This window comes from Spirillospora sp. NPDC048824, assembly GCF_043198455.1.
GTDB lineage: Bacteria > Actinomycetota > Actinomycetes > Streptosporangiales > Streptosporangiaceae > Spirillospora.
In genome coordinates this window covers 167,534-180,877 of sequence record NZ_JBICUS010000014.1, presented here as the reverse complement: position 1 = coordinate 180,877, position 13,344 = coordinate 167,534, and the positions used below count along the sequence as shown (strand labels likewise).

Annotated in this window: 11 protein-coding genes; 9 read left to right on the top strand and 2 right to left on the bottom strand. The window is 73.7% G+C overall.

Annotated elements, in window-relative coordinates:
* Positions 1 to 31: 31 nt before the first annotated feature.
* From ACGFIS_RS26555 to ACGFIS_RS26535, 5 genes are all read left to right on the top strand, one after another.
* Positions 32 to 1,387, top strand: a complete 1,356-nt coding sequence (locus ACGFIS_RS26555) for an SWIM zinc finger family protein (protein ID WP_392972929.1) — start codon at positions 32 to 34, stop codon at positions 1,385 to 1,387.
* Positions 1,384 to 2,940, top strand: coding sequence for a DUF5691 domain-containing protein (locus tag ACGFIS_RS26550; protein WP_392972927.1), 1,557 nt, complete (start codon positions 1,384 to 1,386; stop codon positions 2,938 to 2,940). The genes ACGFIS_RS26555 and ACGFIS_RS26550 overlap by 4 nt, the downstream gene beginning before the upstream one ends.
* Positions 2,937 to 4,022 (top strand): AAA family ATPase, encoded by a 1,086-nt coding sequence (locus ACGFIS_RS26545; RefSeq protein WP_392898253.1) that lies wholly within the window; start codon positions 2,937 to 2,939, stop codon positions 4,020 to 4,022. Before ACGFIS_RS26550 ends, ACGFIS_RS26545 begins: the two co-directional genes overlap by 4 nt.
* On the top strand, positions 4,019 to 6,316 hold the full coding sequence (locus ACGFIS_RS26540; protein WP_392972925.1) for a DUF5682 family protein: 2,298 nt from the start codon (positions 4,019 to 4,021) through the stop codon (positions 6,314 to 6,316). Before ACGFIS_RS26545 ends, ACGFIS_RS26540 begins: the two co-directional genes overlap by 4 nt.
* Positions 6,317 to 6,421: 105 nt before the next feature.
* Positions 6,422 to 7,621: a VWA domain-containing protein gene (locus ACGFIS_RS26535; protein WP_392972923.1), complete on the top strand. Its 1,200-nt coding sequence runs from the start codon at positions 6,422 to 6,424 to the stop codon at positions 7,619 to 7,621.
* Here ACGFIS_RS26535 and ACGFIS_RS26530 read toward each other — a convergent pair.
* Positions 7,610 to 9,088, bottom strand: a complete 1,479-nt coding sequence (locus ACGFIS_RS26530; RefSeq protein ID WP_392972920.1) for a protein kinase — start codon at positions 9,086 to 9,088, stop codon at positions 7,610 to 7,612. The two genes, ACGFIS_RS26535 and ACGFIS_RS26530, sit on opposite strands and share 12 nt — an antisense overlap.
* Before the next feature lie 134 nt (positions 9,089 to 9,222).
* Between ACGFIS_RS26530 and ACGFIS_RS26525 the strand changes: the two genes are divergently transcribed.
* The 3 genes from ACGFIS_RS26525 to ACGFIS_RS26515 are packed head-to-tail and all read left to right on the top strand — an operon-like array spanning position 9,223 to position 11,754.
* Positions 9,223 to 10,290 (top strand): DUF6777 domain-containing protein, encoded by a 1,068-nt coding sequence (locus ACGFIS_RS26525; protein WP_392898261.1) that lies wholly within the window; start codon positions 9,223 to 9,225, stop codon positions 10,288 to 10,290.
* A 25-nt stretch (positions 10,291 to 10,315) separates the two neighbouring features.
* Positions 10,316 to 10,729, top strand: coding sequence for an ArsR/SmtB family transcription factor (locus ACGFIS_RS26520; protein WP_392898264.1), 414 nt, complete (start codon positions 10,316 to 10,318; stop codon positions 10,727 to 10,729).
* Positions 10,726 to 11,754, top strand: a complete 1,029-nt coding sequence (locus ACGFIS_RS26515) for a cation diffusion facilitator family transporter (protein WP_392898267.1) — start codon at positions 10,726 to 10,728, stop codon at positions 11,752 to 11,754. Before ACGFIS_RS26520 ends, ACGFIS_RS26515 begins: the two co-directional genes overlap by 4 nt.
* Positions 11,755 to 12,193: 439 nt before the next feature.
* Here the strand turns inward: ACGFIS_RS26515 and ACGFIS_RS26510 are convergent, their stop codons facing one another.
* On the bottom strand, positions 12,194 to 12,616 hold the full coding sequence (locus tag ACGFIS_RS26510) for a hypothetical protein (protein WP_392972918.1): 423 nt from the start codon (positions 12,614 to 12,616) through the stop codon (positions 12,194 to 12,196).
* A 268-nt stretch (positions 12,617 to 12,884) separates the two neighbouring features.
* Between ACGFIS_RS26510 and ACGFIS_RS26505 the strand changes: the two genes are divergently transcribed.
* Entirely contained in the window at positions 12,885 to 13,145 is a 261-nt protein-coding gene (locus tag ACGFIS_RS26505) for a DUF6406 domain-containing protein (RefSeq protein WP_392972916.1), read from the top strand.
* The last annotated feature ends 199 nt before the right edge of the window (positions 13,146 to 13,344 follow it).

Here is a 13,344-nt window from a genome sequence, read left to right as displayed (position 1 = left end):
GATGTCCGAGGGCAGCGATAGTTTCGGCTGTGTGAGCGAACGATGGGATCGGGACCAGGTGCTCGGCCTCGCACCCGACGCCGCGTCCGCGAAGGCGGCCGGCGGCATCGCCGCGCCGGGCAGGTGGGCCCGGACTGGGTGTGACGACGAGGCGGTCTGGGGCGAGTGCCAGGGCAGCGGCAAGTCCGTCTACCGGGCGTGCGCCGATCTGACCGAGCCCGCGTTCCGGTGTTCGTGCCCGAGCCGGAAGTTCCCGTGCAAGCACGCTCTCGCGCTGCTGCTCCTGTGGGCCGACGGCACCGTCGGCGCCGAAGGCGGACCGGGGGGCGCGGGGGGCGGGCCACCCTCGACGAGCACGGTGGAGAGCGGGCCGCGCCCGGGGTGGGCGGCCGAGTGGATCGAGGAGCGGCGGGAGCGCGCCGACCGCGCGGGACGGCGGCGGGCCTCGGCGGCGGCCAAGACCCGGGACCCGAAGACCGTGGAGCGGCGGGAACGGCGCGTCGACGACGGCCTCGCCGAACTCGACCAGTGGCTCCGCGACCAGGTCGCGCACGGGCTCGCCCAGGCGGACAAGGCCCCCTACCGGCTGTGGGACGACGCCGCGCGGCGGCTCGTCGACGCGCAGGCGGGCGGCCTGGCGGGCCAGGTCCGGGGGCTCGCCGCCATCCCGCGGACACCCGGCTGGCCCGACCGCCTGCTGGAGGAGTACGCGCTGCTGCGGCTGCTCGTCCGGGCCTACCGGCGGCGGGACGAGCTGCCGGAGGGCCTGCGCGACACCGTCCGTTCCCGTGTCGGGTTCACCGTCCCGCAGGACGAGGTCGTCGGCGGCGGGGAGCGCGTCAGGGATCACTGGTGCGTCACCGGGTCGCGTGACACCGCGCAAGACCTGCTGACGACACGGCGGGTATGGCTGCGAGGGCGCCGGACGGGCCGTCCCGCGCTCGTGTTGTCGTTCGCCGCGCCGGGCACGTCGCTGGACGCATCGCTCATCGTGGGTACGGAGGTCGATGCGGAGCTGGTGTTCTTCCCGGGGTCGCAGCCGTTGCGGGCACTGGTCGCCGAGCGGTTCGGGACCGCCGCCCCGGGGGCGCCCGCCGGGACGTCCGTCCAGGGGTTCCTGGACGAGCACGCGGCGGCGCTCGCGCTCGATCCGTGGCTGGACCGCTGGCCCGTGACGCTGGGGAACGTCCGCCTGGCCCGTGACGGAGGAGGCGACCTGTACGTGGTCGACGCGGCCGGGGACGCGCTGCGGCTCCGGCTGGCGGATCCGTGGCGGCTGCTCGCGCTGTCGGGCGGCGGGCCGGTCACGATGGCCGGCGAGTGGAGCACGCGCGGCCTGTACCCGCTGGCCGCATGGCACGAGGACGAGGGGACGGTGATCCTGTGACCGCGTGGAACGAGCACGTCACGGCGGCTCTGCTCGGCACCGAACGCCGTGACCCGCCCGTCCTGCCCGGTGCCTCCGAGGAGCCGGGCGACAGGGCGGGGCGGCTGCTCGACCAGGCGGCGGTGCTGGCCGTCCGGCGCCGGGCCGGGCGCGTCCCGTCCGGTGCGGCGGCCGTGCCCGTGGCGCTCGCGCCGGTGGAGGACGCCCCGGTCGTGGCGGCGCCCGCGGCGGCGCGGCTGCGGCGGATTCTGCGCGGGGAACAGATCCGGGTGCTGCCCGAGTGGCTGGAGGCGGCGGCGGCACGGGGTCTGCGGGTGCCCGCCCAGCTGCTTCCCGACCTGCTGGAACGCGGGCGCGGCGACCGGATGCTGCGGCCGTCGATCGCGCGTGCGTCCGGCCGGCGCGGCGTGTGGCTGGCGTTGCAGAACACCGACTGGGCGTACCTGGTCGGCTCCGGCGACGATCCCGGCGGCGGCCCGGAGGTGTGGGAGACCGGCACGCGCAACCGGCGGGTGGCCTACCTGACCGGGCTCCGCCGCACCGAGCCGGGGCGCGCGAGGGAACTGCTGCTCGGGACGTGGGCCAAGGAGCCCGCGCCCGACCGCGCGGCGTTCCTCGCCACGTTCGGGGACGGGCTGTCGGCGGACGACGAGGAGTTCCTGGAGGCCGCCCTGGAGGACCGGGGCAAGGACGTCCGGCAGCTCGCGTCCGACCTGCTCGCCCGCCTGCCCGGGTCCGCCTACGGGGAGCGGATGGCGGCACGGGCCCGCGGCTGCCTGACCCCGAGGGTCCGGACGGTGCGGGGGCGCGAGCAGACGTGGATCCAGGTCGATCCGCCGCAGGCCCACGACGAGGAGATGGCGCGTGACGGCGTCCCGTTCCATCCGAGCGGGTCGTTCGCGCCGAGAAGCGGCGGCGGGCCGGTCGGGACGAGGGCCGCGTGGCTGCGCGAGATCCTCGCCCGCACTCCCCTGTCCACCTGGACGGACCTGTTCGGGCTGCCGCCGATGGAGATCGTGTGCCTTCCGTTCAGCGCAGGTGCCGGAGGGTCGCCTCCTCAGAACGACTCCGAGGCCGACGGGCGTGACGTCCACATCGGGTGGGCCCGCGCCGCCCTCGCCGGGCGCGACCCCGAATGGGCGCGGGCGCTGCTCAAGGGCGGCGTCATGGTGGACGAGCCGGAGGCGCTCGCCGACCTGCTGTCCGTCGTGCCCGAGGGGGAACGCGACGCGGCGGCGGCCGACCTGATCCGCTGGGTGGAGGGGCGGCCCGATCTGCTGCGGGTCCTCGAACGGGTGCCGGGGCCGTGGACGGGCGCGCTCGCGTCGTCGGTGGTCGCGACCCTGACCGCGTCCGCCGAACGTCCCACCCGCCGCGACGAGCACCTGATCACGCAGCTGTGCCGGCTCGCCGACCAGCGGCTCGACCCCGCCGCCGCGCCCCGCCTCGACGTGCTCGTGGCCGAGCAGGGTGCGGCCGTCCCGCGCGCCGTGACCGAACTGATCGCCACACTGCGATTCCGCGACGAGATGCTGAAGGAGCTTGCTCTGTGACCGAGAACGCGGTTCTGCGTCCGCATGCCGAGCAGGAGCACGCCGGTGAGCTGGCGCGGCTGGCCGAGCACGACGACCGGCCCCGGCCGCCCGGCTGGCGGCTGTCCCCGTGGGCCGTCACCACGTACCTGCTCGGCGGCGAGCTGCCCGACGGCACGGCGATCAGCCCGAAGTACGTGGGGCCGCGCCGGCTGATGGAGGTCGCGGTCGCGACGCTGGCCACCGACCGGGCGCTGCTGCTGCTCGGGGTGCCGGGGACGGCGAAGACGTGGGTGTCGGAGCATCTCGCGGCCGCCATCAGCGGCGACTCCACCCTGCTGGTGCAGGGGACGGCGGGCACGGCGGAGGAGGCGATCCGCTACGGGTGGAACTACGCGCGGCTGCTCGCCGAGGGCCCGTCCGAGCGGGCGCTGGTGGAGAGCCCGCTCATGCGCGCGATGCGGCGGGGCGCGGTCGCCCGCATCGAGGAGCTGACCCGGATGCCGTCCGACGTCCAGGACTCGCTGATCACCGTCCTGTCGGAGAAGACGCTGCCCGTCCCCGAACTGAACACCGAGGTGCAGGCGCGCAAGGGCTTCACGGTCATCGGGACGGCCAACGACCGCGACCGGGGCGTGAACGAGCTGTCCAGCGCGCTGCGCCGCCGGTTCAACACCGTCGTGCTGCCGCTGCCGGAGTCCGCCGAGGAGGAGGTCGGCATCGTGGCGCGGCGCGTCGACCAGATCGGCGCGGGGCTGGAGCTGCCGGAGTCCCCGGCGGGCCTGGAGGAGATCCGCCGTGTGGTGACCGTGTTCCGTGAGCTGCGCTCCGGGGTGACGAGCGACGGGCGCACCAAGCTCAAGTCGCCGAGCGCGACGCTCAGCACCGCCGAGGCCATCTCGGTGATCACGAGCGGGCTGGCGCTGGCCGCGCATTTCGGGGACGGTGTGCTGAGGGCCGCGGACGTGGCCGGCGGGATCGTCGGCGCCGTCGTCCAGGACCCGGTGTCCGACCGGGTGGTGTGGCAGGAGTACCTGGAGGCGGTCGTCCGCGACCGGCCGGAGTGGCGTGACTTCTACCGCGCGTGCCGGGAGGTGTCTTGAGCGACGTCGAGGTCTACGGGATCCGTCACCACGGGCCCGGCTCGGCGCGGGCGCTGCGCGGCGCCCTGGAGGAGTTCAAGCCGGACGCGGTGCTGATCGAGGGTCCGCCCGAGGCGGACCCGATCGTGGAGCTGGCCGGCGACCCGGGGATGGTGCCGCCGGTCGCGCTGCTGGCCTACTCCCCGGCCCCGGCCCCGGCCCCGGGCGACGGCGACGGCGGGCGCAAGGCGGCGTTCTGGCCGTTCGCCGGGTTCAGCCCCGAATGGCAGGCGGTCCGGTACGCGCTGGGGGCCGGTGTTCCCGTCCGTTTCTGCGACCTGCCGGCCGCGAACCAGCTCGTCCCGTCTCCCGGCGAGGAGGAGGCGGACGAACCGGAGGAGGGCGGGCCTTCCGCCTCGGAGGCCGCGGAGGGGATCCGGCTCGATCCGCTGGGGTGGCTGGCGAAGGCGGCCGGGTACGACGACGCCGAGCGGTGGTGGGACGACGTCGTCGAGCATCGCGGCGGCGGGCCGTCGCCGTTCCCGGCCATCGCCGAGGCCATGGCGGAGCTGCGCGAGCAGCTGGCCGCGCTGCCGGAGGGGTCCGCGTCCGGCGGGCTGCCCGCCGGCCATCTGCTGCGGGAGGAGCAGCGCGAGGCGCACATGCGGCGGACGCTGCGCCGCACGCTCAAGGAGGGGCACGAGCGGGTCGCCGTGGTGTGCGGGGCGTGGCACGTGCCCGCCCTCCGGGCGAAGGTCCCGGCGGCCCACGACGACCGGACGCTGCGCGGGCTGCCGAAGGCCAAGGTCGCGATGACGTGGGTGCCGTGGACGCACGGGCGGCTCGCCGGGCGCTCCGGCTACGGCGCGGGCGTCCGGTCGCCCGGCTGGTACCACCACCTGTTCACGGCCGCGGATCGTCCCATCGAGCGGTGGCTCACCGCCGCCGCCCGCGTCCTGCGCGACGAGGACCTGCACGTCTCGTCGGCGCACGTGATCGAGGCGGTCCGGCTCGCCGAGGCCCTGGCCGCGCTGCGGGGGCGTCCGCTGGCCGGGCTGGACGAGGTCACCGAGGCGACGCGGGCCGTGCTGTGCGAGGGCGCCGACCTGCCGGTCGAGCTGATCCAGCGGCGCATGGTGGTCGGCGAGCGGCTCGGCGCCGTCCCGGAACGGACCCCCATGGTCCCGCTGCAGCGCGACCTGCAGGCGGAGCAGCGGCGGCTGCGCCTCAAGCCGTCCGCGCTCGACAAGGAGCAGGATCTCGACCTGCGCAAGCCCACGGACCTGGACCGCAGCCGCCTGCTGCACCGCCTCCGCCTCCTGGACGTCGACTGGGGCGTCCCGTCCGACACGGGCCGCTCCAAGGGCACGTTCCGGGAGACGTGGACGCTGGCGTGGCGCCCCGAGTTCGACGTCGAGCTGATCGAGGCCAGCGTGTGGGGCACCACCGTGCGCGGCGCGGCCACGGCCCGCGCGGAGGCGATGGCCGCGCACGCCACCGCGCTCGCCGACCTGACGTCGGTTGCCGAACGCTGCCTGCTCGCCGACCTCGGCGACGCGCTGCCGACGGTCATGGACGCCCTCGCCGACCGCGCCGCGGTCGACACCGACGTGGCACAGCTGATGTCCGCGATGCCCGCCCTGGTCCGCGCGCTGCGCTACGGCGACGTCCGCGGCACGTCCACGGGTCCGCTCCGCACGGTCGTGGACGGCCTCGTCGTCCGGATCTGCGTCGGGCTCCCGCCGGCGGTCTCCGGGCTGGACGACGACGCCGCCCACGAGTTCCTCACCCACGTCGACGCCGTGCACGGCGCCCTGGCGCTCCTGGCCGAGGAAGGCCACATCGAGCGGTGGCGCCGCACCCTGGAGAGCCTCCTCGCCCGGCCGGACGTCCTGCACGGCCTGATCGAGGGGCGCCTCACGCGCCTCCTGCTCGACGCGGGCCGCCTGCACGACGTCCCCGACCGGATGGCGCGGGCGGTGTCCGCCGGCGCCGCGCCGGACCGCGCCGCCGCCTGGGTGGAGGGCTTCCTGTCCGGCGGCGCGCTGATCCTCATGCACGACGACGCCCTCTTGCGCCTCGTCGACGACTGGATCTCGGGGCTGCCGGGCGACTCGTTCACCGACGTGCTCCCCCTGCTGCGCCGCACCTTCGGCGCCTACGCCGACGCCGAACGCCGGTCCATCGGCGAGCGGCTCCGCCGCCGGGGCGAGTCCCCCGCCCATTCACCCGGCGCCGAGGAGGCCTTCGACGAGTCCCGCGCGGCCCCGGCCGTCGACACGGCCCTGCGGATCCTCGGCTGGCCGGGCCCATGACCACACCACCGTCGGTCCGTGTTCATGGCGGGCACCGGCGTGTTCCCGCCCCGCCGACGCCGCCCACCGGCGGGCGGGGCGCACGGATGACGAGGAGGGATCGGCGTGAGCGGTGAGAGTACGGAAGACCGGGACGACCGGCTGCGGCGGTGGCGGCTCGTCCTCGGCGGCGAGCAGGCCGACGGGACCGGGGTGTCGCTCACCGGCGACGACGCGCGGATGGACGGGGCCCTGGAGAAGCTCTACGGGGCCGGCGGCGGCGGGGGCCGGCCGCGTCCGGGGCGGCGCAGCGCCGGGCTCGGGGATTCGGCGCCGTCGGTGGCGCGGTGGCTCGGCGACATCCGCGCGTACTTCCCGTCGAGCGTCGTGCAGGTCATGCAGAAGGACGCGATCGAGCGCCTCGACCTCACCCGGCTGCTGCTGGAGCCGGAGATGCTGGACGCCGTCGAACCGGACGTCCACCTCGTCGGGACGCTGCTGTCGCTGAACCGGGTGATGCCGGACCGGGCCAGGGAGTCCGCGCGGGCGGTGGTGCGCAAGGTCGTCCACGATCTGGAGGGGCGGCTCGCGCAGAAGACGCGGTCGGCGGTCGGCGGGGCGCTGGACCGGTCGGCGCGGGTGCTGCGGCCGAGGCGGCTCGCCGACGTCGACTGGGAGCGGACGATCCGCGCGAACCTGCGGCACTACCTGCCCGAGCACGGGACGCTCGTCCCGGAGCGGCTCATCGGGTACGGGCGGCGGCAGCAAGCCGTGAAACGGGACGTGGTCCTCGCGATCGACCAGAGCGGGTCGATGGCGGCGTCGGTGGTGTACGCGAGCGTGTTCGGCGCGGTGCTGGCGTCGATGCGGTCGCTGCGGACGTCGCTGGTGGTGTTCGACACGAACGTCGCCGACCTGACCGGGCAGCTGCACGACCCGGTGGAGGTGCTGTTCGGGACGCAGCTCGGCGGCGGGACCGACATCAACCGGGCCGTCGCGTACTGCCAGGGCCTCGTGGCGCGGCCGGAGGACACGATCCTCGTGCTGATCAGCGACCTGTACGAGGGCGGTGCGCGGGAGGAGCTGCTGCGCCGCGTCGCGGCGCTGACGTCGGCGGGCGTGCAGGTCGTGGTGCTGCTCGCCCTGTCGGACGAGGGCGCGCCCGCCTACGACCACGAGAACGCGGCGGCGCTCGCGGCGATGGGCGTGCCCGCGTTCGCGTGCACCCCGGACGCGTTCCCCGACCTGATGGCCGCCGCGATCGAGCGCCGCGACCTGCGGGAATGGTCGGAGCGCCGCGACCCGGGAGCCGCGTCAGCGGGGTGATCTCGTCAGGCCGCGGGCGAGGAGGACCACGACGACGGTGGTCACGGCGGCGTGCCCGGCGAGCGCGGTCGGCTGGATCTCGACGAGCGCCCCCCACGCGCCCCACATCGCGACGCGCACGACGCGGGCGGCCATCACCGTCCACGCGGCGGGGCGGCTGCCGCGCCACGCGAGGATCACCGCCACCAGCGTGACCACCGCCACCACCGCGAACGAGGACGCGACCACGGGCAGCAGCCCGCCGCGGGCACCCTCGCTGAGCGACGGCCTGGCGATCAGGATGGCGAGTGCGGCCACGTCCAGCGCGGCCAGGAAACCCGCGAGGAGGAGCCCGGTCAGAAGCGCCGGTCCGCGCGGGAGGGACCGGTGGGTCCGGGGCGGCGGGTGCGGTGGCGCCGCCGGGCCGGACGCGCCGCCGCCCTGCGGCCATGGTGCCTGCGCCGTCTCCGGTGCTCCGGGGCCGTGGACGAACGGCGAGCCGCCGTCCGGAGCCGGCTGCCGGATCGTCACCGGGTCCGCGTCCTGGCCGTATCCGGCCGTGGGGCCGGGTGCGGGCGCCGTGGAACCCGGTGCGCGGAGGGTTGGGCCGGGCTCCTGGACGGTGGGGCCGGGGAGTCGCGCGGTCGGGGTCTCCAGCCGGGCGCTTCCGTCGCGGTCGCCGAGGAGCCACAGCAGGACGTCCTCGGAGGCCGGGCGGGCCTTCGGGTCCTTGGCGAGGCAGGCGGCGGCGACCTCGGCGAGCGGGCCCGGCAGGACGCGCAGATCGGGCGTCTCGTGCATGATCTTGTACATGACGGCGGGCAGCGGGCCGCCCGCGAAGGGGTCGCGGCCGGTGGCGGCGTACAGCAGCGTCCCCGCCCAGGCGAACAGGTCGGTGGCGGGCCCGACCCGGCCGGAGAACTGCTCGGGCGCCATGTAGGCGGGGGTGCCGACGACCTGGCTGGTCAGGGTGGAGCCGGCGTCGAACGCGCGGGCGATGCCGAAGTCGATCACGCGCGGCCCGTCCGGCCCCATCAGGACGTTCTGCGGCTTGAAGTCGCGGTGCACGACGTTCGCGCGGTGGATGGCCGACAGCGCCGTCACCGAGCTGATCGCGAGGCGGTCGAGGTCGGCGCCGGCGCGCGGCCCCTCCTCCTGGACGAGCGCGCGCAGCGACCGCCCCGGAATGTACTCGCTGACGATGTAGGGGCGGTCGCCGGCCATGTCGGCGGCGAGCATCTGCGCGGTGCAGAACCCCGCGACGCGCTGCAGCAGCGCCAGCTCGCGGACGAACCGCTCCCGCGCGCCGGCGTCACCGAGCAGCTGGGTGTGCAGGAGCTTGACGGCGACGCGGGACGGCTGCGCGCCGGGCTCCACCGGGCGGCCGAGGTACACCACGCCCTGGCCTCCGGTGCCGATCCGGCCGAGCAGCTCCCAGCCGCCGAGGCGCGCCGGGTCGGCCGCGGTGAGGGGAATCGGGCTCGCCATTCGTACCCCCGTCGGGTCCCCCGATACCGGCCGTGCGGCCGGCGAAAAAATTCCGGTATTCACCGGGCACAAATCCACTCCGCCCGGCATCAAAGAGTATAGGTACGGGGAGCCGGGATCGGGAGAGACGAAGCATGGCTGAGATCCATTCGATAATTGCCCGGCGCAGGGGGACGGCCGGGCCGCTGGCGGGGTCGGTCGCGGCCCTGGTGCTGGCGGCGGGCACGCTTTCCGGGTGCGGGGACGCGGGGGCGACCATCACCCGGCTGACGGTGGGGACGCCGGGCCCGGACCCGTACACGATGGTGTCCGACACCGACAAGATCGACGTCAAGGAGCGGCCGCAGGCGGGCGGGACCACGACGGGCGACTCGCCCGGGCTGTACGGCGGGACGCGGCAGGAGGCGTCGTGCGACCCGCAGAGGCTGATCGCGTTCCTGCAGGCCAATCCCGGCAAGGCGAAGGCCTGGGCGGGTGTGCAGGGCATCCCGGTGAGCGACATCCCGCGGTACGTGTCGCGGCTGACGCCGGTGCTGCTGCGCACCGACACGCTGGTCACCAACCACGGCTACCGCGACGGGAGGGCGACGAGCGAACCCGCCGTCCTCCAAGCCGGAATGGGCGTTATGGTCAATGGCTACGGCGTGCCCGCGGTGAAGTGCAATTGCGGGAATCCCTTGACCCGTCCGGAGAAGAAGATCTCCCCGGACGACGCGTCCTACACTGGCCGGTCCTGGCCGGGATTCGAGGAGCGGAATGTGACCAGGATCCGCCCCAGCGATTCCAAGAAGGGCACGATCGTCACGTTCGTCCTCGTCGATCCGGAGGGCACGATGGGGTTCGAGCGGCCCCGCGCCACCGAGGGCGAGGCCGACGGCCCGCCGACCGAGCTGCCGGCGACGGAGACCGAGGTTCCGACGAGCGACTCACCGTCGCCGGAAGACTCGGGTGTGGAGTCCCCCGGGACGGGCTCGCCGGGCATGGAGACGCCCGGCACCGGCCCGACGGGCACCGGTACGCCATCGCCCGGCACGGGGGACGACTCCCCCGCCTCACCGGGTATGACCTCGAACGATCCGGGTACGGGCACCGACGGAGATCCGTCGGGCGAGCGCACCGGGGGCTCGGAGTGGCCCGGCGGCACACCGGACGGCCCGATCTCGCTGCCGCCGTCGGAGGAGCCCGCCCCGCCGATCTCCTGAGACCGCCTGCGGTATATTTGCTCATATGAGCAGTGCTTCAGACGTCGCATCTCCCGCAACGCCTGCCGCCGCGTCCGCCGAGGCGTGCGCGGTCCGGGTGGTCGATCCCGAGAAGGTCGCCGTCGTCACCGCCGCCCTGCCGGACGCGGAGACGGTCGCCGAGGTGGCGCAGGTGTTCGGGCTGCTGTCCGACCCCGGACGGCTACGCGTGATCACCGCGCTGCTCGAAGGGGGAGAGATGTGCGTGTGCGACATCGCCGCGTCCTGCGGGCACTCGGAGTCGGCGGTCTCGCACGCGCTGCGCCTCCTGCGCGCCAACCGCGTCGTCCGCGTCCGCAGGGACGGCCGGATGGCCTACTACCGGCTGGACGACGCGCACGTCCGGATGCTGCTCGATCTCGCCCTCACCCACGTCGGCCACGGGGAGGAAGGCACATGATCGGGGACCGGGAGGGCGAGCAGGGCCGCCACGGACATGGGCACGGACATGGGCACGGGCATGGGCACGGCGTGTCGGCGGGCGCCGACCGGCGGCTGCTGGGCGCCGCGCTGGCGCTGATCCTCGTCTTCATGGCCGGCGAGGTGGTCGTCGGCTTCATCGCCGGGTCGCTGGCGCTGATCACCGACGCGGCGCACATGATGACCGACGCGTTCGCGATCGCCCTGGCCCTGGTCGCGATGCGCATCGCGGCGCGTCCGCCGAAAGGCGGCTTCACCTACGGCCTGCGCCGCAGCGAGATCCTGTCGGCCCAGCTCAACGGGCTGACCCTGATCCTGCTCACCGTCTATTTCGTCTACGAGGGCGTCCGGCGGCTGATCGAGCCGCACGCCGTCGAAGGCCAGTTCGTGTTCTGGACGGCCCTGGCCGGCATCGCGGTCAACGTCGCGGCGACCATGCTGATCAGCAGGGCCGACCGGCGCAGCCTGAACGTCGAGGGCGCGTTCCAGCACATCCTCAACGACCTGTTCGCGTTCATCGCCACCGCCATCGCGGGCCTGGTCGTGTGGACGACCGGCTTCGCCCGCGCCGACGCGATCGCCTCGCTCGTGGTGGCCGCGCTGATGCTCAAGGCCGGGTACGGGCTGCTGCGGGACGCCGGCCGGGTCCTCATGGAGGCCGCGCCGGCGGGCATCGACCCGTCCGAACTCGGCACCAGGCTCGCCGGACGCCCCTGCGTGGAGGAGGTCCACGACCTGCACGTGTGGGAGGTCAGCTCCGGCTACCCGGCGCTGTCGGCGCACGTGCTCGTCGACACGGGAGGCGACTGCCACGCCGTCCGCCGCGACCTGCAGGAGCTGCTGCGCACCTCGTACGGGATCACCCACACGACCCTGGAGGTCGACCATGTGGACGACCCCTCCGGCCCCGGCGACGGCCACTGCGACGACCCGCACGGCCCCCGCCACGTAGGCGACCCTGCGAGGCCCCACGAACACGCCGGCCCCACCCCCTGCGACCACTGACACTCGCGTCCCTTGAACATCGGGGCCTCGAACCGTTGCTCGTCCTCCATTCAGCGCTCTTGGGAGACGAAACCACGATGTGAGGGCCGCAACGTCGTGTGAGACGCGTGCCCGGCAGCAGGTGCCCGATTTCCGTATGTGCAAAGTCCGCACGTACGCGGTTACATGGTGGCCGGTGTGGCCCCACGTCAGCCCCGCGCGTCAAGGGACACCCCGGCGAATTCCGTACACACCGCCGCCGGACAATCCCGGGTCGCCCGGCCGACCGTCCCGCCGGGAAAGCCTCGCCCGCGCCCGCGAAGCCCAGCAGGCCCGTGCCGCGCAACGGATCGAGGCCGGGGACACCGGCGGCGAACCGCCCGACATCTCAGACGACCAGACGGACGGCCCGCAACCGGCCACCGACACCGGCACCGGCACCGGCACCCCGGGCGACGCGTCAGACGACTGGGAGAGAAGGATCTCGGGCGAGGGACTGCCCGATGACGAGGCCCGCATGGCCGACCTGGACGAGGAAGCCCTCCAACGCGGCGTGGCAGATCGCCTCAAACGGGTCGCCGCCAGGCTGGAGCGGGGCGATGAGCCCAAGGAACTCGCGGAGACTGTCGACCGCCCGGACTTCCAGGACCCCACGGAGGATCCACAGTACGTTCCCGACCGTTACGGCACTCCACTTGAGCGTCGCGACGGCACCCGTACACCACTCTTCGATGGTGAGCCCACGCGGGAACAGTCGGAACAAGGGGCCCTCGGCGACTGCGGCATCATCGCCACCCTGGGCGCAGTCGCCGAACACCACCCCGAGGCCATCCGCGAGTCCGTTCGAGAGGGCGAAAACGGCAATTATCAAGTCCGTCTGCATGAGGCGGAGTATTCGATTTCAAACCGGCGCTACCAGCCGACCGGACGGCCCATCACACTGACCGTCACACCCGACCTTCCTGTCTTTGATCAACGTCCCGACACGCCCGCATTTGCTAACTCGACCTCCATGTCTACGAGGTCACCAAAGTCGACGACAAGGGCGATATCCACCTACATAATCCCTGGAACAGAAGGCATCCAGAGGCAATGTCGGTTCAAGAATTCAAGGCCAATATCCGGCCGCGCTACAGCACACTGGAGTGACCTTGGCAATCGAAGAGATCAGCTTGAAGGGCGGCACTCAAGCCCACCTCGATGCGGGAATGAAGATCGGATTGGTCTCCATCCGCGAGGAACAGGACGACACCGCCGCCACAGTTGTCATCGCCACCTTGGACCACAGCGAGCATGACTTCCTACTGCACCCGGGTGACACGTTTCCGCTGGGCGACCAAACTTGGGAACTCACCCGCGTCGAGAGTCCGAGTGGGCGCAGCCTGACAGCCGTGTTCGCCAGGATCGAATGACAGCCACCGGGCGCACCAAGAGCCTGCTGGAGCGAGCCCGCAGGATTCTGCTCGGCCACCTCCGTGGTTCCGCCATTGCGAGATCGAGTGCGCCACGAATCCGACATATTCGAGTAAGTACGGCTTTTGATTGGACGTCGTCAACGGACCGGGCGAGCGAATCTCTCGCGTGCATGACGTGCACGTACGGATATTGGCT